The organism is Collinsella sp. CLA-ER-H8 (genome assembly GCF_040092335.1).
Taxonomy (GTDB): Bacteria; Actinomycetota; Coriobacteriia; order Coriobacteriales; family Coriobacteriaceae; genus Collinsella.
This window is the reverse complement of record NZ_JBBNLU010000005.1, coordinates 83950-109375: the sequence shown is the minus strand read 5'-3', so window position 1 is coordinate 109375 and position 25426 is coordinate 83950. Positions and strand designations below refer to the sequence as shown.

Here is a 25426-nt window from a genome sequence, read left to right as displayed (position 1 = left end):
GTATCGCGTCAAACGTAGTAGATGGGCCGATTTCGTGGCGAGCGGTTCCGGCTGATCCCTTGGGGACGGAGGAAAACGGATCATTTTGGTCCCGCGAGGCTGGCGGAGGCACTCGTCCAGGGCCGCCCGAACAAAACTATGCCGGTTTACGGGGCTAAGTCACGCGCTCCCAACCATGCCGATATCCGTGAAAATAAAACCGCAGGTAGACAAGCCGTCATTTTACGGAAAACGCGGGTATGGATGGGGGCCCTGAGCTTAGCCCCGTAAACCGGCATAGTTTTGAAATGGCCTTAAATCGGTAGCAGCCATTTTGCTATGCCGGAACGGTCGGTCTTCGGGCAACTACCCTCGCAGGTAGGCGATAGCGATCTGCGTGCGGTTGCGTAGGCCCATTTTGGCAAGGATCGAGCTGATGTGGTTGCGTACGGTGCCTTCGCCCATATAGGCGGTGGCGGCAATCTCCTTGTTATCGAGGCCGCGGGCGATGAGCTCGGCGACTTCGAATTCGCGGTCGGTTAGGCTGGCGAAGGCCGCAGGCCGGCGGGGCGTGCCCGCCTCAACGTCCGTTCCGTCAAAATCGACGTCCTCGATCGCCTTGCCCTCGAGCACGCGTTTGCCGCTCATGACCTGCGCCAACGCTGGCGGAATGGCGGCGACATCGGTTTTGATCAGATAGCCGCGGGCACCCAGCTTGAGCGCCGACACAATGTACTCGTCATCCGAGAATGTCGTCAGAAACACCACGCGCGCCGCAGGGTCGCGCCCGAGGATCTCGCGTGCCGCCGATAGGCCGTCGCGTCCCGGCATCTGGATGTCGAGCAGTGCGATATCGGGTGCGTGCTCGGCGTAGAGCGCCACCGCATCGTTGCCGTTGGCGCCGGTGCCCACTACCTCGATCTGCGGCTGGGCGCCCAGGATAATCTTGAGCGAATCGACCACCAAGCGGTCGTCGTCGACAACTATGAGCCTCATCGGCTCTCATCTCCTTGCTGTTTGGGAACGGTGGCAAACACACGCCAGCCGCCGGCGCCGGCGCGCGGGCCGGCGGTGAAGGTGCCGCCAAGCGCCTCGACGCGCTCGCGCATGGAACTCAACCCCATGCCCTCCGCGGCGCCGTGGCCGCTTGCTTGAACCCCGCCCGCGCCATTGTCGGTAACAATGAGCTGGTAAAACGACGGATGCTCCATGCACCGTACGGTGACAGCATGGGCGCAAGCATGGCGCATGGTGTTGGAGAGCGCCTCGCGCAGGACCGCCGCAAAGCAGTTGGCGACATTTGCGGGCGCATGCTCGGCCAAAACCTCAAGCTCAATCTGCGGGCCACCGTCCGAGCGCGCGCCTTCAACAATGCGTTCGAGCTGCACGGAAAGGTCGACGGCGTTGTCGTTGAGCGCGTGGACGCTGGTGCGCACAAGCTGGAGCGCCTCGTCAACCGTGCGTTTGACGTCGGCGAAATCGGCGGCAACCCTGGGCTCGTCGGCATGGACCACGCGCAAGGCTTCGGCTTGCAGTGAGGCGCGCGTGAGCTGGTGGCCCACGTTATCGTGGATCTCGCGCGCGATACGGGCGCGTTCGGCGAGCGTCGCGAGCTCGACTTCGTAGTCCTGGCGGTCGGCAAGATCGCGGTTGCGCGCTTCGAGCACGAGGGCTCGTTCCTGCAGCTCATCGCGCGTGCGGCGCATGCGCTGCTGCTCGCGCTCCAGCTGGGCGGTACGCAGTGACAACAAGGTGGCGGCAACCGAAAGGATGGCGGTCAGCAGAAGCGTTCGGGCGGTGAGCGCGTCGGTGCGAAGGTCCGCGACGAGCGCAAAAGCAAAGACGGAGCCAATGCCCAGCGCGACCCAGGCGTGTTCGCGGCGCACGCGCCGCGCGATGTCATAGAGGGCGAGAGGCGCAAACGGCACAAACGGCGGCACGAAGACAGCCGCGATGATGAAAGCGTAGCTCGCGGCCTCGCTTGCACGACGCGTGCGTTCCCCCTGTGCGACCTCGGCCAGCGAAGTGGCAATAACGCCAAGGCAAAACGCCGCGACCAGGCGAGCGTCCACAGCAAGACCCATGGCGGCCGCAATGCAGCACGCCAGCACGATCGATTTGTCGAAAAGCCTGTTCATACGGGTATTGTACGCGAAGCCGCGCGTGGTGGAGGGGCCACCTGCGCAACCGTGACATTCCTCTCACGCGGCAAAGCGGCGTCGATCGCTCGCGCGAGCGGGGGTTTCGCCTCCGCCTCCTCGCACTCGTGACAAAGCTCACTGGTGCGCACCGGCGGCTCCTGCGATGATGCAATCGTACCGGGCCGCAAGCAACAGAAGGACCGCCTCATGACAGATATCGTCCACGTCGAAAACCTCGTCAAGCGCTACGACGATCTTATCGCGCTCGACCACTTTAACCTGAGCATCGCCCCTGGCGAGATCTTTGGCCTGCTGGGCCCCAACGGCTCGGGCAAGACCACGTCCATCAACTGCATTCTGCAGCTGCTCGCCTACGACAAAGGCACCATCGAGCTGTTCGGCGAGCCCATGACGCCCGCCCGCTACGACCTCAAACGCCGCATCGGCGTGGTGCCGCAGCAAGTGGCGGTATTCGACGAGCTCACCGTGCGCGAGAACATCGACTATTTCTGCAGCCTCTACGTCAACGACCGCAAGCGCCGCCGCGAGCTGGTGGACGAGGCGATTGACTTCGTCGGGTTGGGCGACTTTACCAAGTTTCGCCCCGGCAAGCTCTCGGGCGGCCTGGCGCGTCGCCTCAACATCGCCTGCGGTATCGCGTACAAGCCCGAGCTCATCTTCTTTGACGAGCCCACGGTGGCGGTCGACCCGCAGAGCCGCAACGCCATCCTGGAGGGCATCTGCCGCCTGCGCGACGAGGGCGCCACGGTGGTGTATACCAGCCATTACATGGAGGAAGTCGAGCAAATCTGCAGTCGCATCATGATCATGGACGGCGGCCGCGTGTTGGCGCAGGGCACCAACGATGAGCTCAAGCGCATGATTCAGATGGGTGAGCGCGTGACCGTCGAGGTCGGCGCCGTCGAGCCAGCCACAATCGAGCGGCTGCGCGCCCTCGAGCACGTGCTTTCGGTTGAGCTTTCCGGCGGCGAGCTCATATGCACCTGCGAAGCGAGCCCGCACAATCTGGTCGACATCCTCGACACGTTGCGCGCTGCCGACGTTGCGCTCGGCCGCGTGTGGAGCGAGCCGCCGACCCTCAACGACGTGTTCCTCGAGATCACCGGCCGCGAGCTGCGCGACTAGGGGGGCAGCCATGTTCAACACCATTATCATTACGGTCAAGACGCTGCTGCGCCGGCCGAGCACGTGGGTTTGGGGCGCTCTCTTTCCCATCGCGCTTTCCACGATGTTCATGTTCATGTTTGCGAACCTCAGCTCCGACGGCACGGTCGATCCGGTGCCGGTTGCCGTCGTGGCGGACGAGGCCTGGGACGCCTCGACCTTTAAGGACGTGGCGACGTCGCTTGCCAAGGAAGGCGACGACCAACTGCTCGAGATCCACGAGTGCGATGACGCAGCCGATGCGAACCGTGCGCTTAAGGCCGGCGAGGTCGCGGGCATCTACACGGTCGATGCCGCGGGCACGCCCAAACTCACGCTGCTTTCGAGCTACGACAGCTCGCGTGCGTCGTCGGTGCTCACCGACCGCAGCATTCTGGAGACGGTGGCAAGCTCGTATACACAAAATGCCGAGCTCATGTCCCAGATTGCCCAGGACAACCCGGCGGCGCTCGCCGACCCGGAGGCGGTTGCGCGCGCCCTGTCGCTCGAGGGCGGCACCCGCCGCGTAAGCCTGACACGCACCACGCCCGATGGCACGGTCATCTACTACTACGCGCTCTTTGGCCTGGTCGCGATGATGTCTGCCGAGTTTGCCGCTTTGAGTGTCGTCGATTTGCAACCCAATCTGTCCGGCCTTGGCGCGCGTCGCTGCGTGGGCGGCCTTTCCAAGACAGCGTCGCTGGCCGGTATCTTTGCGGGCTCGTGGTTGGTTTCCTTTGCCTCGATGACGATTGCGATTGGCTACGTGCGCCTGGTCGTGGGCGTCGACTTTGGCGGGCGCGAGGGGCTCTGCCTGATGGGTGGCGCTGCCTCCGCGCTTGCCGCGACGGGCCTGGGGCTCTTTGTGGGCACGCTGCCCGTTAAGGGCGGCAAGGCGTCCAAGTCAGGCATCCTCACAGGCTTTGCCACCACGTGTGCCCTGTTCGCCGGTCTCTACGGCGAGCCGGCGATGGCGCTTGCCGACGACGTCGCTCGCGCCTGCCCGGCCGAGTGCTGGCTCAACCCCGTTAAGCTCATCTGCGACATGTTCAACCGCCTGTATTTCTTTGAGGACTTGGGCCCCTTCGCCGTTCGCGCGGGCGCGCTTGTCCTGATGGCCCTGGTGTTTGTCGCCGCTGCCACGCTGGTGTTTGGAAGGAGTCGCTATGAGCACCTTTAAGACCGCGCTTCGCATGGCGCTGGCGCACCCGTTCTACCTGCTCATCTATACGGTGTTCATCTCGCTCATGGGCGTGTTCATTGCGGCGTCGGTGAGCTGGAACTCGTCGCAGCTCACCGAATACAAGCCCTACGACACCAACGTGATTGTGGTCGATCGCGACAACAGCGACCTTTCGCGGGCACTCACCAAGCACTTGGGGTCGCGCTTTGACCTGGTCACGGGTGTCGGCGACGACACGTACGATCTTGCGGATGCGCTCGCCAAGAGCAACAGCGCCAAGGGCAGCGCCGACTGCGTGTTCTTTATCCCGGAGGGGTTTGAGGACGATCTCGTTGCAGCCGCTCGAGCGGGGGAGTCCCTGCCCAAGCTCGATGTGACCTACGGTGCCGGCACCATGGCGGCAGCGCTTTCGTCTGCCGAGGCCTCGCGCTGGATCTCGCTCGCGGGCGCTGCGGCCGCACTTGAGCCCGCTGCTTCTAATGGCGGCGTCGCCAAGGCTGCCGAACATGCGGCCGCCGAGCGTGCCGAGGTCGAGATCGAGCAGGTCAAGGTCGACTCGACTGCCGCCGCCACGCTCGAGTCGTATTTCAACTTTGGCGCGTACGCGATCATCTCGTCGGTCATCGTGTCGGTGGGGCTGGTATTCTCGGGCATGAATGAGCCCGAGCGCGTGCGCCGCATGGATGCCGGTCCGGTCTCCGAGCGCCAGCGCTCGCTCGCCGTGTTCGCGGCCGCCGCGGTGCTCACCGTCTGCATCTGGTTTGTGTCGAGCATGATGGGCGTCGTGGGCTTTGCCGGTGCGGTTGCCGAGGTCGGCGTGGGCCGCGTGTGTCTGGCGCTGGCGGCGACGTTTGCCCTGGCGTGCACACCGCTGGCCGTTGGCTTTGCGCTTTCGAGTCTGGGCGCGCGCGAGGAGCTGCTCAACGGTGTGGGCAACCTGCTTGGCATGCTCATGACGTTTTTGGGCGGCGCCTGGATGCCGCTGTCGCTGATGGGTTCGGCCGTGCAGACGGTGGCGCACTTTGTGCCGACATATTGGGTGAACGACGCGATTAGCAAGGCGCTTGCCTCGGATTTGACGTCCGCCGTGCTGGGGGACATCGCCTGCGACCTGGGCGTCACGGCACTCTTTGCCGTGGCCATCGCCGCCGTAGGCCTCGCCCTCGCACGCACCAAATCCCGCGCCTAGCCACCTACTCATTGGGTACTCATTGGGGACAGACTTAAACGACCAAGAGTGGTCATTGGGGGCAGTCTTTGCCGAACCGCCGGCTTGCCGGCCGGGTTGCCAAGGACTGTCCCCAGCTGCCGGTAGGAAAGGAGCGTCCCTAACTGCCGGGTGGCGAAAGGGTGTCCCCAACAGCTAGTCATTTAAGAACGTCCCCAATGACTAGTCTGAAATAAATCCCAGGCCTCGCTCCAAAATAGTTCGCCATGGTTTACTATTACGCTCATAAAGTAGTATGAGGCTAACAATAGGGGATAGCATGACGACGAAGCAAGCCTACGTCCAGGTCAAGGGGCTCAAGAAGCACTACGGCGACGGCGACGCGCGCCTGACGGTGCTCGACGGCATCGACATGTCCATCAATCGCGGCGAGATCTGCGCTATGCTGGGCCCCTCGGGTTCGGGCAAATCGACATTCCTCAACCTGATCGGCGGCCTGGAGGATGCCGACGCCGGCTCTATTCTGGTGGACGGCTGTGACCTTACCGTGCTTAAGGCCGGAGACCTGGGCGAGTATCGCCGCCGCGAGCTGGGCTTTGTCTTCCAGTTCTACAACCTGGTGCCCGATCTCACCATCAAGGAAAACATCGAGGTCACGGCGCACCTGTCCAAAAACCCGCTCAGCGTCGACGACCTGCTACACTCGCTGGGCCTCTACGAGCACCGCAACAAGTTCCCGCGCCAGGTTTCGGGCGGCCAGCAGCAGCGCTGTGCCATCGGCCGCGCGCTCGTCAAAAACCCGGGTCTGCTGCTGTGCGACGAGCCCACGGGCGCGCTTGACTACAAGACGTCCAAGGAAATCTTGCAGCTCATGGAGGATGTCAACCGCACCTACGGCTGCACCATCATCATCGTCACGCACAACGCCGCCATCGCTCGCATGGCCAACCGCGTGCTGCGCCTGCGCGACGGGCGCATCGTCGAGGATGAGCTCAACGAGTCGCCCGTCGCGGCCGCCGAGCTCGATTGGTAGGCGGCGCCATGACACCTCTCGCAAAACGTCTCCCGCGCGAGCTGCGCCGCAATATCGGCAAGTACCTGGGCATCTTTTTGCTTATGTGCGGAAGCATCGCCCTTACATCGGGCTTTTTGCTTGCGGCCCACTCCATCGGTTGCCTTATCGACGGCATGCGCGATGCGTACACGATTGAGGACGGCCGCGTGACCACCTCCTTCGAGGCTACCGACGATCAGCTCAAGGCCGCCGAGGATGCAGCCGGCGACGTCGGCGGCGTCACGCTCTACAAGAATTTCTCCATCGACGCCATCATCAAAAAGACCACCGGCGACGACGGCACCAAGCGCACACTGCGCACCTATGCGCACCGCACCAAGGTCGATATCGCGTCCTACTGTGAGGGCAAGCAGCCCAGGGCAGATGACGAGGTGGCCATCGACCGTGTCTTTGCCAGCAATAACAACCTGTCTGTGGGCGATAAAGTCGAGCTCGAGGGCCGCACCTACACCATCTGCGGCATCATGAGCCAGCCCGATAGCCAGGCGCTGTTCCTCAACAATTCGGACTTTACGGTGAACACCATCACGTACGGTGTGGCCGAGGTCACCGATGCCGGCTTTGCCGCGCTCGAGGATGCCGGTGGCGCACCCGCCTACACCTACTCCTTTACCTTTACCGATCGCGATCTCTCCACCGCAGATCGCATCGATGCCGAGCAAGATATGGTGGAGGCGCTCACCGATGCCGATGCACGCGTGGATGACCTCATCGATGCCGATTCCAACCAGGGCATTGGCTATGCGTGCGACGACGTAGACGGCGACTCCATGATGTGGATGACGCTGCTCGACATCATCATCGTGATCATGGCGTTCGTCTTTGTGGTCCTTACCGACGCCACCATCGAGGAGGAGAGCGCCATCATCGGCACGCTGCTCGCCAGCGGTTATCGCCGACGCGAGATCGTGCTGCACTACCTGGCACTTCCCGCCATCGTGGGCGTGGTCGCGGCGCTTTTGGGCACCGCGCTCGGCGTTGTGTTCTTTACGGAGCCCATGCGCAGCCTCTATTACGGTTCGTACAGCCTGCCGCCCTTCCAGGTGTACTGGAGCTGGGAGATCTTTGTGAAGTGCGCCGTGGTTCCCGCCGTCGCGCTCATCCTCATCACGCTGGTGGGTCTGCTTTGCAAAATGGGCAAGACGCCGTTGCAGTTTCTTCGTCACGAGGCGAGCGGCAAGTCTGGCACCAAGCGTGGTATGCAACTGCCGGAGCGAATGGGTTTTGTCACGCGATTCCGCCTGCGGATCTTCCTGCGCAACCTGGGCAACTTCGCCACGCTCTTCGTGGGCATTGCATTTGCCTCGCTGCTGCTGCTCTTTGGCCTGGCGATTCTGCCCACGATGACGCACTACGCCGACAACCTCGAGACAATCCTGGTCGCCGAGCACCAGTACACGCTCAAGGCTCCGCTGGAGCTCGAGGGCACTGCCGAGGAGCGTGAGCAGTGGTCAGCGCTCGAGCGCTTGCAGTCGGTTGATGGCGCGCTGCTTTCTGCCGCTCAGGATGCCGATGATGAGCTTGACGACGCGGCCGATGCGGCGCAGGCGGCAGCCGATGCCGCGACCGCATCTCCGTCTGCCGAGAGCCTGGTCGCGGCGCAGGATGAGCTTTCCAAGGTCCAGGACAAGAAGGATGCGCTCTACGCGCGCCTCGATGACCTTGCCGATGCCCTCGGCTGCAACCGCGACGAGGCTATCGGCCTGATCGACAAGGCCTCTAAGATTGACACTGACAACGATGATGTCCACCCGGTCAATACGACCGATAACGGCGTGGGCGCAATCGCGCAGGCCGAGAAATATGCCGTTTACCAGCTGCAATACGACCGCGGCGATGGAAATGGCGAGGAGGCGATTTCCGTCTACGGCATTTCATCCGATTCGCGCTATTGGAAAGACCTCAATGTTGGCGATGGGCGCGTCGTCTTTGGCGGCGGTCTGCTCGACAAGTTTGGCTGGAACGAGGGGCAGAAGGTTGCGCTCCGCGACAAGTACGAGGGCAAGAATTATTCCCTTGAGTACGCGGACAAGGACTGTGCCTGGGGCTCCAAGTCGGACATGAATATCTATATGAGTATCGACGACTTTAACGAGCTGTTCGGTAACGACGCTGCCTACTTTAACGGCTATGTGAGCGACGAGAAGCTCGACCTCGATGCTCGTTACTTTGCCGGCGACACCACGCCCGACGACATGCGCGCCGTGGGCGACCAGTTCATCGGCATGATGAGCAAAATGATCGGCATGATGGTTGGCCTCGCGGTGTTTATCTTCCTGCTGTTTATGTATCTGCTGACCAAGGCTGTGATCGACCACAGCGCCCGTTCGATTAGCTATATGAAAGTCTTTGGCTATCGCGATAGCGAGATCTCGCATCTGTACATCCGCTCGATCACGCTGTGCGTGGCGGCGTCGCTCGTGCTGAGCCTGCCGGTCATTATTGGCTCGCTCACGGCCATCTTCCGCTCGATGCTGCTCGCCTATAACGGCAATATCGAGATCTACGTGCCCGCTTGGTCCATGGCGGCGTGCGCGGGAATCGGCTTTGCAACCTATCTGGTCGTGGCGTTGCTGCATATGCGTTCCATCAAACGTGTGGGCCTGGCCGAGGCACTCAAAGTCCAAGAGTAGCCATCGGGGACAGTCTTTGCCGATTCGCCGGCTCGCCGGCCGGACTGGCAAGGACTGTCCCCAACTGCCGGCAGAAAGGGAACGTCCCCAACTGCCGGGTGGCGAGGCGCTTATTTAAGTCTGTCCCCAATGAGTAGTCCCTAACTGCCGGGTGGCGAAAGAGTGTCCCTTGCGGCTAGTCATTTAAGAACGTCCCTAACGACTAGGTTTCGCGCTTGACTTTAACTCTGCTTTAACTGGTACCATCCTCTATGTCTGTAACGCCATATAGACCGAGGGGATAGATCTATGACCGCAACTGCACCCGCGGCACCCGCTAAGGTGTACTTCACCAACCTACGCACGCATGCTCGCGAGAGCCAGCTCGACAAGCTCAAACGCCTCATCCGCCACGCCGGTATCGAGCAGATCGACTTTGAGAACAAGTTCGTCGCCATCAAGATTCACTTTGGCGAGCTGGGCAACCTGAGCTTTTTGCGCCCCAACTACGCCCGCGCCGTCGCGGATGTCGTGAAGGAGCTGGGCGGCAAGCCCTTCCTCACTGACTGCAACACGCTCTATGTCGGTAGCCGCAAAAACGCGCTCGAGCACATCGACACCGCCTACCAGAACGGCTTTACCCCGTATGCCACGGGCTGCCAGATCATCATCGCCGACGGCCTCAAGGGTACCGACGAGGCGCTCGTCCCGGTCGAGGGCGGCGAGTACGTGCGCGAGGCCAAGATCGGTCAGGCGCTCATGGATGCCGATATCGTGGTCAGCCTCACCCACTTTAAGGGTCATGAGCAGGCCGGTTTTGGCGGCGCCATGAAGAACCTGGGCATGGGTGGCGGCAGCCGCGCCGGCAAGATGGAGCAGCATGCCGCCGGCAAGCCGAACGTCGCGACCGAGCGCTGCGTTGGCTGCCATGCCTGCGAAAGGATCTGCGCGCACAACGCTATCTCGTTCGACGACACCCGCGAGCGCGAGCTTGCCAGCGGCGCTACTCGCACGGTGCACGTGGCTGCCATCGACCACGATCGCTGCGTGGGCTGCGGACGCTGCATTGCGGCATGCAACCAGGACGCCATCAAGCCCGGCTATGAGGCCGCGGCCGACGTGCTCAACTGTAAGATCGCCGAGTACACCAAGGCCGTTGTCCAGGATCGTCCCAGCTTCCACATTTCGCTGGCTATGGATATCAGCCCCAACTGCGATTGCCATCCCGAAAACGACACACCTATCGTCAACGATATCGGCATGTTCGCGAGCTTCGACCCGGTCGCCATTGACCAGGCCTGCGCCGATGCCGTCATGGCATCCGAGCCGCTGCCCAACACCGAGCTCACCGATAGCGCCGCCAAGATGGAGCATAACCACGAGCATCTGGAGGGCGAGCAGGCGCGTGACCCCTTCTGCATCACGCATCCCGACACCGACTGGCGCGTGTGCATCGCGCACGCCGAAAAGATCGGCCTGGGCACGAGCGAGTATGAGCTCATCGAGGTCAAGTAGCACCTAGCTATTGGACAAAACAAGCGCCTGTGCAGCGTAAGTTGAGCAAGAGCCGTCCGCGAGAACAACGCTCGCGGGCGGCTTTTCGGAAGTGCGGTGAAAAATCGAATACCGCCGACCACAAACCGTTTTTTGACAACAAAACCCCTGATAAATTGTTGGTAAAACCGTGATCTGGTCGGGCTTCCCGCGATTTTCCCTGCACTTCCGAAAACAGGGGGTCAGATAGACCAGTAAACCGTACTATTTTGCCTAAAAGTGCTCGTCGAGGAAGTTATTGACTGTGTTCCAGTAGAGCTCGGGGTCAACTTGCGCACTCTTGGCGTGGGTGGCGCCATGGATGGTGAGCTTTTGCTTGACCTTGCTGGCGCACGCCTCGTAGTTTTGGTCGAGCATACTGTACGGCACAAAGGTGTCCTGGTCGCCGTGGATAAACAGCATGGGAACCGTCGCGTGTTTGAGTTGCTCCACACTGCTCGCCTTATGAAAGTCGTAGCCCGCGCGCACGTTGCACACCAAGTTTGCTACATCGAGCAAGGGAAAGCTGGGCAGGCCGAACACATTCTTGAGCTGCAGGGAAAACTCGTCCCAAACACTCGTATAACCGCAGTCCTCGATAATGCATTTCACGTTTGCGGGCAGAGACTCCCCCGCGACGTTCATGGCGGTTGCCGCACCCATCGACTCGCCAAAGACCAGGATGCGCGCCTCGGGGTCAGCCTGAACGATTCGCTCGATCCATGCGACGATGTCGAGGCGCTCGGGCCAGCCCATGCCGATATAGTCGCCGCCGGAGCGCTCGTGGGCGCGGGCGGCTGGTGCGAGTACGTTCATGCCGCGGTCGTGGAATCGTTTGGCGTATCGGGCCATACCGATGGGCTCATTGGTGTATCCGTGTAGGCAGACAGCGTAATTGTGTGTGGTCTCTGGGGCGGCAAAATACCAAGCGGCAAGCTCGGTTCCGTCATCTACGGTGAGGCTGCTGCTCTCGCGATTCTCTTTAAACCACGCCCGCGCCTCGGTTTCCTCGGCATCCGGCTGCTCACCTTTTTTGTCGGCCTTGCCATCCTGCATCATCTTCATGGTGTAGGGCGCTTGGGGGTTCAGGGCAAAGTCAAACAAAAAGTTGCCGGCAAATCCGAGCAACGCGACAACGAGCACCAGCGCAACAACGACGGTTATCTTAAGCTTTCGATGGGAACGTGCGTTTTGAGACATAAGAAGCTTTCCTATAAGATGTTAATACATCAACATTTAATGCAAGCGCATTATGGGCGTTTGCCGTTGATGCGTCAACAAGCAAAGAATGGGTAAACAAAGGGTCACATATGGTGCAAATTTCGCACGTATCTAGACGCTTTGATATAGTGTTGAGAACTCTTTACGTTGGAGGATGTAACCGGCATGTCCGATTCGAGCGACAGTTCTAAGCCGCGACCCAAGACCGCGGCCGTTCCGCACTACACGGTGGGCGAGGAGATCATGAACTCCGTCACCCATGGTGTCGGTTGCCTGCTGGGCATCGCGGGCCTGGTGCTCCTGATCGTATTTGCCGCTCTTCGCGGTGGCGGTCCGGCGCATATGGCCGCGGCAATCGTCTACGGTGCCAGCATTATTCTCGAATACCTTGCCTCCACGCTCTACCATGCGATTCAGCCCGCGGGCGCCAAGCGTGTGTTTCGCATCATCGACCACAGCTGCATCTACCTGCTCATAGCTGGCAGCTATACGCCGTTTTGCCTCATCACGCTGGCAAACGACGGTGGCCCCGTGCTGTTTTTTGCCGTATGGGCCATCGCCATTATCGGCATCGCCCTCGAGTGCTTTTTGCGCGAGCGCCAACCGCATTGGGTAAGCGGCCTGGTCTATCTGCTGATGGGCTGGCTCGTCGTCTTTAAGCTGCCCGAGCTCGTGTCGCTGCTCAACCCCGTGGCACTTGCCCTGCTCGCTGTCGGCGGCGTGTGCTACACCGTGGGCGTGCCGTTCTACATCGCTAAAAACGTGCGCTACCTGCATAGTGTGTTTCACCTGTGGGTGCTCGCCGGCAGTATCTTCCAGTTCATGGCGGTGATCCTCTTCGTAATCTAGCGATCGCGTCTGTGCCCGCGGACCCATCCAGGCGGCCGCCGGGCGCAACTGCCCTATCCGTCACCTACGCTTACTACCTAACGTCCCGAATCTTGGAGGTTCGAGAAACTCCCGATGGACATAACCATCTCCCTTATCACCACCCTCGTTTTGACCCTCATCAACGGCTACTTCTCTATGTCCGAGATGGCGCTCACCACGGCCAAGCGCGCCGTGCTGGAGCACGAGGCCGAGGAGGGCGACAAGCGCGCCGAGCGCGCCGTTAAGCTGGCCGCCGATTCCGACGAGCTGCTGGCCACCATCCAGGTTGCCATCACACTCGTGGGCTTTGCCTCGTCCGCCGTCGCCTCGACGAGCCTGTCCGACCCACTCGCTGCTTGGCTCACGAGCTTTGGCATCGCGCCGCTCTCCGCCATCGCGCGCGGCCTGGCGCCGGTCATCATCACCGTCGCGGTCGCCTTCGTGTCCATCGTGATTGGCGAGCTTGTGCCCAAGCGCATTGGTCTGGCCAATGCCGAAGGCGTGTCCAAGCAGGTCGTGGGGCCGCTTTCCGTGTTCCAAAAGATCGCCCGTCCGCTCGTGTGGCTGACCGGCGCCTGCTCCGATGGTCTGGCTCGCATCCTGCGCATCAAGAGCGCCGACGATCGCCAGAACGTCTCGGAGGAAGAGATCAAGTACATGGTCTCGGAGCAGGACGACCTGCTCGACGAGGAAAAGCGCATGATCCACGAGATCTTCGACCTGGGCGACACCGTTGCCCGCGAGGTCATGGTGCCGCGCGTTGACACCACCATGTGCGAGGACGACGAGACCGTCGCCGACGTGCTGTCCACCATGCGCCAGACCGGCTTCAGCCGAATCCCCGTCTATCATGAGGATCCCGACAACGTCGCGGGCATCGCGCACATCAAGGACCTGATTCAGCCCGCGCTCGACGGCAAGGGCGACCAGCCCATCGCCGATTACCTGCGCGACGCCACCTTTGTGCCCGACACCAAGGACATCCTGCCGCTGCTGTCCGAGATGCAGACTTCGCACGACCAGATCGTAGTGGTCGTGGACGAGTACGGTGGCACGGCCGGCATCATCACCATCGAGGACATCGTCGAGGAGATCGTCGGCGAGATCGAGGATGAATTCGACCCCGACAACAAGTACCTCACGCGCCTTTCGCGCCGCGAGTGGCTCGTCGATGGGCGTTTTTCGTGCGATGACGCGATTGAGCTTGGTTGGCCGCTCGAGGAAAGCGATGATTATGAGACCATCGCCGGCTGGATTTTGGAGCTTTGCGACTCGGTGCCCGACATCGGAGAGGTGTTTGAGGTTGCGGGGTACAAGTTTAAGGTGCAGTCGATGCGTGGCCAGCGCATCTCGCTTATTCGCGTGATCGCTCCGGCCGAAACCGATAAGAAGGATTCCGAGTCTTCGGCAGAGAAGCCGGCGGCGTCGGGTGCGGGCTCTGTGGATCCGCACGATGGCGACGAGTAGGGCAAGGAAGAGTAGGGGAGAGTTATGGCAGGCCTGTTCAACATCCTTAAGGTCACCGTCAGCGAGGACAAGATTTGCGCGCATGTGCTGGTGAACCCCGGCATGCCGCTCATGACCTCGGAGGATATCGAGGCCACGGCGCGCGTGTATTACCTGGTGCCGGCGATTGCCAAGCACCTGTGCCTGGGTGATTCCGGTCGCGAGTTCCAGGACTGCATGGGCCAGACCGAGCTTTGCCACCTGCTTGAGCATGTGACGGTCGAGCTCATGAACGAGACCGGTCTTGCGGGCAGCATTTCGTGCGGCCGCACCCGCGTGAGCGAGCACGACGAGCGCGTCTTTGAGATTGAGCTTTCGTGCCCCGATGATGCGCTGGCCATCGGTGCGCTGTCTTCGGCCACCTTTATGATGGACTGGGCTTACCTGCACGCCGACCAGCCGGCCCCCGACGTGGAGGGCACGGTCGCGGGCCTGCGCAACCTGGTGCTGGGCATGCGCGCCGAGGCCGAGGGCAAAGATCCGCACGAGGCCGTCGCCGCCGCGAATGGCGAGGACGTGGCAGAGGATGCTGTTGAGGGCGACGCCGCTGCTGAAAGTGAAACCGCCGCCGAGCCTGTTTCCGAAACGGCTGCCGAGCCTGAGTCCGAGCCTGCCGAGCCCCAGGGCGTTCCCAGCTTTGACGACGAGCCGCAGGTGGCTATTGATACCGAAGGCGCGACCGTCGAGAGCCACGAGGTCCCCGCTGCCGTCTTTGGCGGTGCGGCAACGGTTCCGGCAGGACCTGCGCACGAGGGCAGCCTGCCGCTCGTGGACGGCTCCGGCGAGGACCCTGCCGCCACGGTGGCCATGCCGGCCCTGCCGCAAGAGTAAGCTCACGCGTTTATTACCGCCGTCTACCTGCGCTTTTACCGTACGCAGATGAGCGGGGCGGCAAGTGTCGCGCTGCGGGTATAATGGACAGCATTCAAACGGTGGGCACTGAGGTGCCCGCAGGAGAGGAATGATCATGGGAAAGACTTTCAGCTTTGTCTCCGGCGCGCTCTTTGGTGCTGCCGCTGGCGCTATCATCGGTGTTGCCTTGGCCCCGCGTTCGGGTGCCGAGACCCGCGCCATGGCTGCCGATATCGCCAACGATGCTTGGGATAACATGCGCGACACCTACGAGCACGGTGCCGAGGAGGCCCGCGCCGCGGTCAGTGACTTCGGCCCGATGGTCGACGCTAAGACCGATGACCTGCGTGCCAAGGTCGACTTGGCCCGCGAGCGCATGGACCAACTGCGCGAGCAGCTCAACGATGCCATCTCGGGTGGCAACGTGACGCCCGCCGCCGATGTCGTGGTCGAGAACGCCGTTGAGGCCGACACCGTGGCTGCGGAGCCTTCGACCGAGGCATAATGCGCACCGGGGATTTTGTCGGCATCAAGGTTTACCGCAAGCCCGCCGAGGACAAGCGCACTAAAAAGGACGGCACGCCGCGCAGCCCCAAAAAGCTCGGCAAGATTCACTTTCCGGTCTTTTCGCCGGGCGGCACGCGCGTGGTGGGTTTTATGGTTCGCCAGTCCGATATCGCGGGCATGATCGAGCGTCCCGACCGGTTTGTGGCGCTCGATGCCATCGGTGTCTACGAGGGTGCCATCGCGGTCGATGACGCCAAGGGCACCTACGATGCCGCCGCTGCCAAGCGCCTCGATATCAACCTGGACGACTGCATTATCTGGGTCGGTATGGACGTGCGCACGGAATCGGGCGATGTCGTGGGCTATTGCTCGGATGTTGAGTTCAAACCGCGTTCGGGCATTGTGCAGACGTTCTATGTGACCGCCAGCGCTGCATCGAGCATATTGGTGGGCGACACGCAGGTGCCGCCGACGATGCTGCGCGGCTACGATAACGGCGCGATGATCGTCTCGGATGAGGTCAAGACGCTCGGGTATTCGGGCGGTGCGGCCGCCAAGGCTGCCGAGGCGAGTGTCGTGGTGGGCGACAAGGTCAAAAAGGGTGCCAAGGTGCTCGATGACAAGGGTTCGGTTGCCGTTGACAAGGGCAGTCGCGCATTGGGCAGGCAGCTCGGTAAGACACGTGGCATGTTCAAGGCCTTTAAGGACGAATATCAAAAGGCGAGCGGGGGCTCGTCGAAAGCTAACAAATAGCGACATACCAAACGATGGGAGGCGAGCCGGAGACATGTAACTCCGGCTCGCTGTGTTTATGGGGGAGGGCACATGCGCCAAAACGGATCCAACTTAAACGGGCGTTCGGGTGCGCGTCCGACGGCGCGCCGCGACCTGGGGCAGCTGCCCAGCGGTCAGCGCAAGCGTCACCGTAAGCCCGGCGCGATGTATCTCAACCATAGCCGCGGCTTTAGCGACCGCAGCGCTCGCATCGGCAACAGCCGCACACCCCGTCGTTCGTCTCGCCTGCCCTATGCGCTCATCGCCGTGGGTTGCGCACTCGTGCTGTTTATCGCTGCCGTCGTGGGCTACGTCAACCGCAGCGTGGACGTGGAGCTCAACGGCCAGAAGACCGCAGTGCGCGTCGGCTCTACGCTACAAAACCTCATCGACGACCAGGAGTTGACTGACACCTACGACGCAGGCGACCTGTTGGCCGTCGATGACAGCGTGCTCAAGCGCCATGGAGGCGAAAAGCTGTCGGTGAAGGTCGACGGCAAGCGCGTGAAGCAGGGCAAATGGGATAGCCGCGAACTTGAGGGTGGCGAGAAGGTGACGGTCAAGGATGGCCGTAACACCTACGAGAAGCACGAGGTTCAGGCTACGGTTATCGAGCCCAAGCTCAAGGTCGAGGGCACGGGCGCTATCGAGTATGTGCAGACATGGGGTGTCCAGGGCCGATCCGAGGTGTGGGTTGGTGAGCAGTCGGGCAAGACGCAGGACCGCGGCGAGGTTGTGCCCGCCACCGATTGCGTTGTTGCGTGCGCCAGCGTGGCGCCCAAGGGCAACAAAAAGTACGTGGCGCTGACGTTTGACGAGGGTCCGAGCGGCACTACCAAGCAGATCTTGCAGGTGCTCAAGGAAAAGGGCGTCACCGCGACGTTCTTCCTTTCGGGCGATGCGGCCGAGGCCTCGCCCGCTACGGCCAAGGCGATTGTCGACGCCGGATGTGAGATCGGTTCCAACAGCTACAGCGACGATTCGCTCAAGGGCGCGGACCGCGAGACGGTGCGCAAGCAAATTTCGAAGGGCACCGATGCCATCAAGTCGGCGACCGGCGTGAAGACGATGCTGCTGCGTGCCCCGTACGCCGCCTTTGACGAACAAAACTGGATCGACTCGATGGATTTGGTGTCCGCGGTGGTCTCGTGGAATATCGATTCGGGCGATTGGCTGCTTAACGGTGCCGACGAGCAGGTCTCGACGGTGCTGGATTCGGTGACGCCGGGCAATATCGTGCTACTCACCGATAGCGATGAGTGCTCCGAGCAGACGCTCGAGGCGCTGCCGCAGATTATCGACGGGCTTATTGCCGACGGCTACAAAATCGTGACGTTGAGCGACCTGGTCAAGACGGATACATCACTGAGCAAAAAGCTCACCTCGCTGACGAAGGTCACCATGCCCAAAAACGCCGTGTTCCCCCAGCTCGCCGAAAATGACGACACTACGGAATAGTCGTTTAAGAACGCCCCCAATGACTATGTCACGGATGCGTCAGCGTTTGGTATGCCTGCAATGTGCAGCGCATAAATTCGGCGCCACGGCGCGATGCTGATGCTATAGTTACTGCGGATAACAAGGGTCAAGAGAAAGGTTACAGGTGAAATCCAAACCTCGACCATACAGTCGATGACCCCTTGCAGGTGCTTCTTGCGCATGCACGGGGTGTGAGCGCCGAGCGGCGTGCCGCCCGCGCATGCGTATACATATCCAGAAGCCCCCGGACGCCGCACGCGCGGCCACGTCCGGAGGAATAATGATGGGGAGCACCATTGAATTATCTGAGTGAGATGCTCAAACTGCCGGTCTTGGACGTCGATGGCGAAAAGCTCGGCGTTGTGAACGATTTTGGCATTGCTACCGGCGAAGTTTTTCCACACGTGACGTCGCTCGCGTTCCGCGGTCCCGGCAAGACGCCGTTTATGATCAGTTGGCGCAAATGGGTCGACCGTATCGACGAGACGGGTGTACACCTTAAGACGTCGGCCACCGAAATCCGTTTTTCGTACCTGCAGCCGACCGAACTCTTGCTTGCCCGCGACGTGCTCAACAAGCAGATTGTCGACACGCAGGGCATGAAGGTCGTGCGCGTAAACGACATCAAGTTTTCCATGTCGGGCGAAAATCAGCTGCGCCTGCTGGGCGCCGAGGTCGGTGCCCGCGGTCTGCTACGCGCCATCAGCCCCGCGCTCGAGCATATCGTCGAAGGATTTATGAAGCACCTGGGCAAGCCGCTCAGTGAGGATATCATCGCTTGGTCCTACATGGACCTGCTCGACCGCTCGACCAAGAACATTCAACTTTCGGTGTCGCACAAGACGCTCGGCGAGCTGCACCCTGCCGACATCGCCGATATTATCGAGCAGCTCGACCCGCGCCTACGTGCGCAGGTGTTTGCGCAGCTCGATACTGCCCAGGCCGCCGAGGCCATCTCGGAGTTCGATGACGACGAGCTTATGACCGAGATGCTCGAGGGCCTGTCCGACACGGACGCATCGTCGATGCTGGCCATGATGGACCCGGACGATGCAGCTGACCTGATCGACGAGCTCGATTACGAGAAGGCCGAGAAGCTCCTGCGCCTGATGGGCGTCAAGGAGGAGAAGGCGATTCGTAACCTGCTGGGGTATGAGGACAACACCGCCGGCCGCATCATGACCTCGGAGTTTGTCTCCCTGCCCGCCACGGCAACAGTCGGTGACGCCATCGAGGCGATTCGCAAACTCGATGAGGACTTCGAGAGTGTCTATTACGTCTATACCGAGGATCCGAGCGGCATGCTCACCGGCGTGCTCTCGCTGCGCACGTTGATCGTGGCCGACCGCGATGCCACGCTGGGCCAGCTCGCCTATCGCGACCTGGTCTACGTGTCGCCCGACGAGGACCAGGAAGACGTGACGGACGAGATGACCAAGTACGACCTGGTTGCCATCCCTGTCTGCGACGAGAACCGTCATATCCTGGGCATCGTGACCTTCGACGACGCCATGGACGTTATCGCCGAGGAGCATCAGGAGGACCTGCAGATCGCCGGTGTCGGCTCGGGCGATAGCGCGTCGGACGACTCGACGAACGTGCTCAGCTGGTTCGTGCATCGCCAGTACTGGGTTGTCGTGTGGGGCATTGCCTCGTGCATCATGGCAACGGTGCTGGGGGCGGCGCTCGGCTCCGCGCATCTGGTGGTGTTCCCCATGTGCGCCATGCCGCTCGTGCTGCTTGCTGCCTCGCGCATGGTGTCGTTCGTCAAGAACTACTTCTTGGAGTATGACGGTCACGACGACGAGCCCAAGCCATATCTGGGGTTCTTCTTCCAGAGCACGGGCATGGGCCTGATTCTGTCACTCGTGACCTATCTGTGCGCCCAGCTGGTGCGCACCGCCGCGTTTCCCGATGCGCCCATGTTTGAGGAGCAGCTCTTTACCGGCTGCTTTAATATCGCTGCCATCATTTGCCTGGTTGGCAACATGAGCGCCGTGATTTACCTGATGGTGCTGTTCTGGCGTGACGAGCATGACCTCAACACGTCGGGCACCGCCATGAACGTTATTGCCGTCATGATCTCGTGCATAGCGTACTGCGCCGCTGCGGTGCTGCTCACCATGTCGGTCATGGGTTAGGTGGTCGCGTGCAAAATACCAAGCAAAAGTCGGGCACCAAGCAAAAGTTGACCATCGCGGCCATCTTTGGCGCTATGGGTCCCGGTCTGCTGGCGGCGCTTTCGGGCAATGACGCCGGCGGCATTGCAACGTATTCCAGCGCGGGCGCCAGCTATGGCTACAAGATGCTCTGGATGCTTCCCGTCATGACTGTGCTGCTCATCGTGACGCAGGAGACCGCGGCGCGCTGCGGCTGCGTCACGGGCAAGGGCCTGGCATCGCTCATTCGCGAGCGCTTTGGCGTGCGCAAGAGTGTACTTGCTATGGCGGCGCTGTTGATCGCCAACACGGCTGTGACCATTTCGGAGTTTGCGGGCATCGCCAGCGGCCTTGCTCTCTTTGGCGTGCCGGCGAGCATCTCGGTGCCGTTGGTAGCGCTGCTGGTGTGGATGCTTACCATGTCGGGTAGTTTCCAGCGCATCGAGAAGATTCTGCTGCTGGTGAGCTGCGTGTTCGTGACCTATATTGTCGCCGCGTTTATGGCTGGCCCCAACTGGGGTGAGGTCGCGGTCGACCTGGTCGTGCCTAACATTCAAAATGACCCCAGCTACGTGTCGCTCGTGGTCGCAACGATCGGTACCACCATCGCGCCGTGGATGATTTTCTTGGCGCAGAACAACGTGGTCGATAAGAACGCGGGCGAGGACGATATCGTGCTGCAGCGCATCGATACTGTGAGCGGCTCGCTTGCCGCCGATATCATTGCCGGCTTTATTATCATCACGACCGGTACGGTGTTGTTCCCGGCGGGTATTCAGATTAGCGATGCCGCCGATGCTGCCCGCGCGCTGGAGCCTATTGCGGGTCAGTGGTCCACGGTACTGTTTGCCTCGGGCCTGGTCGCGGCGAGCTTCTTGGCCGCCTGCGTGCTACCGGGCGTTACGTCGAGCGCTATCTGCGAGGCATTTGGCTGGGAGCGCGGTGCCGACCGCAGCTGGGACGAGGCCCCGGTTTACCGCGGCATCATTACGGCCATCATCGGTATCTCTGCCGTGCTGGTGCTTATGCCCGGCGTTGATCTGTTCCAGATTATGATGACCTCGCAGGTCATCAATGGCGTGCTGCTGCCTGTAGTCTTGGTATTCCAGGTGGTTATCGCGGCGGATCGCCACATTATGGGTGCCAACCGCAACGGCCGTGTGTGGAACGTGCTCACTTGGGCGACTATCGCCGTGATTACGGTGCTGACAGTCGTCATGTTTGTGCTGCAAGCGATGGGCTACAGCGCTTAACGCCCACTTTTGCTTCCGAACAGGCCGCAGCGATGGGCTGCGGCCTGTTTTTTGTCTGCTATAGGGTGTTAGTTATATAGCAATGGACAAAAAATGCCAAATATGAGTACTGTTGCTAAGTGAATAGCATTTACATCCTAAAAGATAATGAACATAGCATTTAGTATGTTCATTAAAATTGGCTGTAATACGCCTTAAACCAGTCAGGTTGGCTGCTTTAGGGGGTTGTAGGGGTCGCTCGGACGTCATTTTGGGTGGTTTTGCCTGCTACTGAAATGGTAACAGTACTCATATTTGCCCTTTTTTGCCCACAGACCTTTGAGGGTGCGGCGAAAAGGGCTTGTTTTGATTGTTTGGGGCAGGCGCGAGGCGCGGAAACGATGTCTGGAGCGACGGAGCGGCCCGGAATTCATCCGTAGAGGTCTTCCTCGGCTGTGTCAGGAGTGTCCCTAGGTGCCGGCACATAAGGAACGTCCCCAACTACCGGAAGGGGGGCGTCTGCCGTGGCAGGCGCCCCCCCTCCGGATGTGGGAAGTTTGTGCTGCGGGCTACTTGTCGGTGCCCAGCTTGTGCGGCTTGAGAGCGAGCGCATTGACGAGTGCGTCGGTGGCAGACTTGACGGCTGCCGGCTGCGGATCGTTGACGTGATCCTCGGGGTGTACGGGCAGGTCCTTCTTGACGGCATCGTGGATCAAGTTGAGGTACTCAGTCACGCCAGTGGTCGATAGGTGCGTGCCATCGCCATCGAACAGGTCGTTGCGGTTGGCACTGTATCCGTACCAATCGATAACGCGCACGTTCTTGTGGCGCGTAGCGGCGTTGGCGATGGCCTGGTTGGTAGAGCCAACCCACGGCTGCGGGCTGCGCGTGTTCACAAACACCACAATACGCTTATCTCCCGCATCGGCCATGATGGCGTCGATCTGATCGTCGGTTACCAAGCCGTTGGTGCCCAGCGCAAAGACCACGATCTTGCCGGCAAGGTTCTGTTGGAGATAGCCCTCAAATGTCGCGCGGCCCGCATCAAATTGGCGGCCCTTTTCGGCATCGATATGGCTGTGCGGGAACACGCCGTCAAAGGAATCAACGGCGCGCAGCGACACGGAGTCGCCGATCATAAGCAGATCGTAGGAGCCATCGGGGAAGCCGTCGTTGTCCGTGTCGGTGTCGTCGGCCGCCTGCTGGTCGGTGGGCGCGGTGTTCTTGGCTTCCTTGTTCAGAACTTCGGCGCCCTCGCCGCTCAGCGCAGACGTCTCGGGCACAAAGATCAGGCCGCCCAGTGCAACGACCAACACGACAGCGCAGGCTGCGCAGACGGGGACGTGCGTGCGTGCCCAGTTGGCGGGCGTGGTGGTGTCATCGCGGAATTCGGCGACGGTGCGCCCAAAGGCGCCCTTCCTAAACGGAGTCTCGATAAAGCGATATGAGCATTCGGCCACGGCGACCACCAACAGCACCTGCAAAATGTACTGCCACCACGGTGTATCGTTGATGTTGGCGACCGGGTTCATAAGCAACAGCAGTGGATAGTGCCACAGGTAGATGCTGTACGAGCGCTTGCCAACCCATACGAGCGGCTCGGCGGACAGCGCGCGGGCAACCATTCCCTGGGGCTGCACGCAGGCCGCGATGACCATGAGCGTGAGGATCGAGCACAGCAGCGTGCCTCCGCGATACTGGAAGGCGGTGTAGCCGTTGGTGAGCGCGACCATGGCGGCAAGGCCAACCAGACCCACGACGCCCAACACATCGATGGATGCGGGCGAGGACCAAAAACGCACGAGGACGCTCGGCTGTGCCGGGGCGGTCTCGGCTGCTTCGTCGGCCTTCTCGCCAGGCTTGCCCTCGGCGTTCTTGCCGTGCTTGGCGGCCCCGACCAAGCGGTCGAGCCCCAAACGACGAGCGAGACGCACCGGCGCCAGGTCGCGATCGGGGATAAAGGCCATCCAGGCACCCAGCAGCAGCGAGAACACGCGGGTGTCGGTGCCGTAGTACACGCGGCTGGGGTCGGCGGCAGGGTTGTAAAGCACCATCATGGCGAGGGCAGATACCGCGGCAAGGCCCAGAACCACGCGGCGCGTGTTGGGTTTGCTCACATGCATGGATACCATGGCAAACAGCAGTGGCGGCCAAATCAGGTAGAACTGTTCCTCGATGGCAAGCGACCAAAAGTGCGTGAGCGGCGAGGGGTCGCCCAGAGCATTGAAGTACGAGACGTTTTGGGCAATCTGCCACCAGTTGTTGAAGAACAACAGCGACGGCAGGATGTCGGGGCGCATCTTGGTGAGCATCACGTGGTTGAAGACGGTGCACAGAGCACAGATCACCACCACGACGGTCACCACGGCGGGGACCAGGCGACGGATGCGGCGGATCCAGAAGCTCTTGAGGTCGATGCGGCCGGTCTTAGCGACTTCGTTGAGCAGCAGGCGTGTGATCAGATAGCCCGAAAGCACAAAGAAGATCGTGACGCCGAGCAGACCGCCCTGCGCCCACGTGAGGTTGAGGTGATAGAGCACCACCGCGACGACGGCAAGCGTGCGCAGGCCGTCAAGGGCAGGGATGTAGCGGGACTTGGGGCGAGCAGGCGTCTGCTCCGCGGCGGGAGTGTTGGCGCGACCCGCGTTGTTGGCAGAAGCGCGATGGGGGCTCGCGGTGCGTCGCGGCTCGTTGGCACGGCGTTCGCTCTTCACGCGTTCGTGCGGCGCCGGCTCGTTGCCTGTGCGGCGTCGACCGCGCGAGCCCGATTGCGAGAGTTGTTCCATAAAACATCATCCAATGACGAGAATAATCAGCACGCCTTCATTGTAGCTGCCTGCTCCTGTGAATGCTTGCTGCTGGCGCAAGCTCAAGCGCGCGTCCACATCAAAGTGAACTAAAGTTATAGGGGGTGCGAGAGTGCACGATCGACGGCCGGCGGTGGGCATAAGGCCCGCAGATGAGGAGGTTTCCATGGCAGATCGCGGCATCGTTGCGGTGTTCGGCAGCATGAACATGGACCTTTCGGTGGCGTGCGAGCGCATACCGCGTGCGGGCGAGACCGTCGGCGGCAGCGGGTTTATCACCAACGCCGGCGGCAAGGGCGCCAATCAGGCTGTAGCTGCCGCGCGTATGGGCGCGTGCACGCACATGATCGGCGCGGTCGGTCGCGACGCGTTCGGCGCGTCGCTCGTGGTGGGGCTCCAAGACGCCGGCGTGGACTGTGACTTTGTAGTGCATCGCGATGACGTGGAGACGGGAACGGCGACCATCATTCGCTGCGAGGGCGACAACCGCATCATACTGTCACCGGGCGCCAACCATGCGCTTGCGGGCGCGGACGTTGCCTGCGCGTTGAGGCGTCTGGTGGCCCATGAGCTCGACGACGACGCCAGCGAGATTGCCCCGGCTGCCGGAAGCGTCTTTATCGCCCAGGGTGAATGTGACCTTGCGGCGACGGCCGAGGCGCTTGTTTGTGCTCACGAGCTGGGGTTCTATACGGTCTTTAATCCAGCGCCTGCCTGCGAGCTGCCTGCGGAGGTCTGGCCTGCGGTCGACCTGGTCTGCCCCAACGAGACCGAGTGCCAGGTTCTGACGGGCATTCTGCCCACGGATGATGCAAGCTGCGTCGCGGCGCTCAATGCGCTGCTCGACAAGGGTGCCGGGGCTGCGGTCATCACGTTGGGCGGTGCCGGCTCGGTTACGCTCGGCGATGGCGGTGAGCTGCTGCGCATGCCGGCACTTTCGAGTACGGTAGTCGATACCACGGCCGCCGGCGATACGTTTATCGGCGCGTTGGCGGCGGCTCGCCTAGAGGGCCTGCCGCTCTTTGAGTGCATGGCCGCGGGCGCTCGCGCCTCGGCGGTGACGGTGTCGCGCCTGGGCGCTCAGCAATCGATTCCCACGCGCGCCGAAGTTGAGCGCGTGTTTGATTTAGACGATTTAGTACAAGACGGAGAAGCGGAGTAGAA

At 61.5% G+C, this 25426-nt stretch carries 19 protein-coding genes; 15 read left to right on the top strand and 4 right to left on the bottom strand.

The window, feature by feature from the left end; all coding sequences use genetic code 11:
* Nucleotides 1–345: 345 nt before the first annotated feature.
* Together AAAX72_RS04780 and AAAX72_RS04775 are read right to left on the bottom strand one after the other, a co-directional pair.
* Nucleotides 346–975, bottom strand: a complete 630-nt coding sequence (locus AAAX72_RS04780; RefSeq protein WP_349129312.1) for a response regulator transcription factor — start codon at nt 973–975, stop codon at nt 346–348.
* Nucleotides 972–2117, bottom strand: a complete 1146-nt coding sequence (locus AAAX72_RS04775; protein ID WP_349129311.1) for a histidine kinase — start codon at nt 2115–2117, stop codon at nt 972–974. Before AAAX72_RS04775 ends, AAAX72_RS04780 begins: the two co-directional genes overlap by 4 nt.
* A gap of 210 nt (nt 2118–2327) precedes the next feature.
* Between AAAX72_RS04775 and AAAX72_RS04770 the strand changes: the two genes are divergently transcribed.
* From AAAX72_RS04770 to AAAX72_RS04745, 6 genes are all read left to right on the top strand, one after another.
* A complete protein-coding gene (locus AAAX72_RS04770) occupies nt 2328–3266 on the top strand; it encodes an ABC transporter ATP-binding protein (protein WP_349129309.1) in 939 nt (312 codons plus the stop codon).
* A gap of 10 nt (nt 3267–3276) precedes the next feature.
* Entirely contained in the window at nt 3277–4464 is a 1188-nt protein-coding gene (locus AAAX72_RS04765; RefSeq protein WP_349129307.1) for an ABC transporter permease, read from the top strand.
* Entirely contained in the window at nt 4451–5656 is a 1206-nt protein-coding gene (locus AAAX72_RS04760; RefSeq protein WP_349129306.1) for an ABC transporter permease, read from the top strand. The genes AAAX72_RS04765 and AAAX72_RS04760 overlap by 14 nt, the downstream gene beginning before the upstream one ends.
* Nucleotides 5657–5954: 298 nt before the next feature.
* Nucleotides 5955–6668, top strand: coding sequence for an ABC transporter ATP-binding protein (locus AAAX72_RS04755; RefSeq protein WP_349129304.1), 714 nt, complete (start codon nt 5955–5957; stop codon nt 6666–6668).
* A gap of 8 nt (nt 6669–6676) precedes the next feature.
* Nucleotides 6677–9343 (top strand): ABC transporter permease, encoded by a 2667-nt coding sequence (locus tag AAAX72_RS04750; protein ID WP_349129303.1) that lies wholly within the window; start codon nt 6677–6679, stop codon nt 9341–9343.
* 288 nt (nt 9344–9631) lie between these two features.
* The gene (locus AAAX72_RS04745) at nt 9632–10837 is read left to right on the top strand and encodes a DUF362 domain-containing protein (protein ID WP_349129301.1); all 1206 of its coding nucleotides are present in this window, start codon (nt 9632–9634) and stop codon (nt 10835–10837) included.
* Between the two features lie 252 nt (nt 10838–11089).
* Here AAAX72_RS04745 and AAAX72_RS04740 read toward each other — a convergent pair whose 3' ends face one another.
* The gene (locus tag AAAX72_RS04740; RefSeq protein ID WP_349129299.1) at nt 11090–12055 is read right to left on the bottom strand and encodes an alpha/beta hydrolase; all 966 of its coding nucleotides are present in this window, start codon (nt 12053–12055) and stop codon (nt 11090–11092) included.
* Between the two features lie 186 nt (nt 12056–12241).
* On the opposite strand from AAAX72_RS04740, the gene AAAX72_RS04735 reads away from it, so the two are divergent.
* From AAAX72_RS04735 to AAAX72_RS04700, 8 genes are all read left to right on the top strand, one after another.
* A complete protein-coding gene (locus AAAX72_RS04735; RefSeq protein WP_195919466.1) occupies nt 12242–12925 on the top strand; it encodes a hemolysin III family protein in 684 nt (227 codons plus the stop codon).
* A gap of 114 nt (nt 12926–13039) precedes the next feature.
* Entirely contained in the window at nt 13040–14413 is a 1374-nt protein-coding gene (locus AAAX72_RS04730) for a hemolysin family protein (RefSeq protein ID WP_349129297.1), read from the top strand.
* 24 nt (nt 14414–14437) lie between these two features.
* A complete protein-coding gene (locus AAAX72_RS04725) occupies nt 14438–15283 on the top strand; it encodes a hypothetical protein (protein ID WP_349129295.1) in 846 nt (281 codons plus the stop codon).
* Between the two features lie 136 nt (nt 15284–15419).
* Nucleotides 15420–15809, top strand: a complete 390-nt coding sequence (locus tag AAAX72_RS04720) for a YtxH domain-containing protein (protein WP_349129293.1) — start codon at nt 15420–15422, stop codon at nt 15807–15809.
* Entirely contained in the window at nt 15809–16564 is a 756-nt protein-coding gene (locus tag AAAX72_RS04715; protein ID WP_349129292.1) for a PRC-barrel domain containing protein, read from the top strand. The genes AAAX72_RS04720 and AAAX72_RS04715 overlap by 1 nt, the downstream gene beginning before the upstream one ends.
* Nucleotides 16565–16636: 72 nt before the next feature.
* Nucleotides 16637–18043: a polysaccharide deacetylase family protein gene (locus AAAX72_RS04710; RefSeq protein ID WP_349129291.1), complete on the top strand. Its 1407-nt coding sequence runs from the start codon at nt 16637–16639 to the stop codon at nt 18041–18043.
* 317 nt (nt 18044–18360) lie between these two features.
* Nucleotides 18361–20205: a CBS domain-containing protein gene (locus AAAX72_RS04705; protein ID WP_349129290.1), complete on the top strand. Its 1845-nt coding sequence runs from the start codon at nt 18361–18363 to the stop codon at nt 20203–20205.
* Between the two features lie 74 nt (nt 20206–20279).
* Entirely contained in the window at nt 20280–21476 is a 1197-nt protein-coding gene (locus AAAX72_RS04700; RefSeq protein WP_138114439.1) for an Nramp family divalent metal transporter, read from the top strand.
* A gap of 548 nt (nt 21477–22024) precedes the next feature.
* On the opposite strand, the gene AAAX72_RS04695 is transcribed toward AAAX72_RS04700, so the two are convergent.
* The gene (locus tag AAAX72_RS04695) at nt 22025–24241 is read right to left on the bottom strand and encodes an acyltransferase family protein (RefSeq protein WP_349129288.1); all 2217 of its coding nucleotides are present in this window, start codon (nt 24239–24241) and stop codon (nt 22025–22027) included.
* A 187-nt stretch (nt 24242–24428) separates the two neighbouring features.
* Here AAAX72_RS04695 and AAAX72_RS04690 point away from each other — a divergent pair, with 187 nt between their 5' ends.
* Nucleotides 24429–25424: a ribokinase gene (locus tag AAAX72_RS04690; protein WP_349104309.1), complete on the top strand. Its 996-nt coding sequence runs from the start codon at nt 24429–24431 to the stop codon at nt 25422–25424.
* The last annotated feature ends 2 nt before the right edge of the window (nt 25425–25426 follow it).

What these genes read in the sequence shown, in the direction of transcription:
- AAAX72_RS04720 (WP_349129293.1), top strand. Translation starts at nt 15,420, where the DNA reads ATGGGAAAGACTTTCAGCTTTGTCTCCGGCGCGCTCTTTGGTGCTGCC.
- AAAX72_RS04690 (WP_349104309.1), top strand. Translation starts at nt 24,429, where the DNA reads ATGGCAGATCGCGGCATCGTTGCGGTGTTCGGCAGCATGAACATGGAC.
- AAAX72_RS04755 (WP_349129304.1), top strand. Translation starts at nt 5,955, where the DNA reads ATGACGACGAAGCAAGCCTACGTCCAGGTCAAGGGGCTCAAGAAGCAC.
- AAAX72_RS04710 (WP_349129291.1), top strand. Translation starts at nt 16,637, where the DNA reads ATGCGCCAAAACGGATCCAACTTAAACGGGCGTTCGGGTGCGCGTCCG.
- AAAX72_RS04695 (WP_349129288.1), bottom strand. Translation starts at nt 24,241, where the DNA reads ATGGAACAACTCTCGCAATCGGGCTCGCGCGGTCGACGCCGCACAGGC.
- AAAX72_RS04725 (WP_349129295.1), top strand. Translation starts at nt 14,438, where the DNA reads ATGGCAGGCCTGTTCAACATCCTTAAGGTCACCGTCAGCGAGGACAAG.
- AAAX72_RS04735 (WP_195919466.1), top strand. Translation starts at nt 12,242, where the DNA reads ATGTCCGATTCGAGCGACAGTTCTAAGCCGCGACCCAAGACCGCGGCC.
- AAAX72_RS04730 (WP_349129297.1), top strand. Translation starts at nt 13,040, where the DNA reads ATGGACATAACCATCTCCCTTATCACCACCCTCGTTTTGACCCTCATC.
- AAAX72_RS04715 (WP_349129292.1), top strand. Translation starts at nt 15,809, where the DNA reads ATGCGCACCGGGGATTTTGTCGGCATCAAGGTTTACCGCAAGCCCGCC.
- AAAX72_RS04700 (WP_138114439.1), top strand. Translation starts at nt 20,280, where the DNA reads ATGGGTCCCGGTCTGCTGGCGGCGCTTTCGGGCAATGACGCCGGCGGC.
- AAAX72_RS04750 (WP_349129303.1), top strand. Translation starts at nt 6,677, where the DNA reads ATGACACCTCTCGCAAAACGTCTCCCGCGCGAGCTGCGCCGCAATATC.
- AAAX72_RS04745 (WP_349129301.1), top strand. Translation starts at nt 9,632, where the DNA reads ATGACCGCAACTGCACCCGCGGCACCCGCTAAGGTGTACTTCACCAAC.
- AAAX72_RS04765 (WP_349129307.1), top strand. Translation starts at nt 3,277, where the DNA reads ATGTTCAACACCATTATCATTACGGTCAAGACGCTGCTGCGCCGGCCG.
- AAAX72_RS04760 (WP_349129306.1), top strand. Translation starts at nt 4,451, where the DNA reads ATGAGCACCTTTAAGACCGCGCTTCGCATGGCGCTGGCGCACCCGTTC.
- AAAX72_RS04770 (WP_349129309.1), top strand. Translation starts at nt 2,328, where the DNA reads ATGACAGATATCGTCCACGTCGAAAACCTCGTCAAGCGCTACGACGAT.
- AAAX72_RS04740 (WP_349129299.1), bottom strand. Translation starts at nt 12,055, where the DNA reads ATGTCTCAAAACGCACGTTCCCATCGAAAGCTTAAGATAACCGTCGTT.
- AAAX72_RS04775 (WP_349129311.1), bottom strand. Translation starts at nt 2,117, where the DNA reads ATGAACAGGCTTTTCGACAAATCGATCGTGCTGGCGTGCTGCATTGCG.
- AAAX72_RS04780 (WP_349129312.1), bottom strand. Translation starts at nt 975, where the DNA reads ATGAGGCTCATAGTTGTCGACGACGACCGCTTGGTGGTCGATTCGCTC.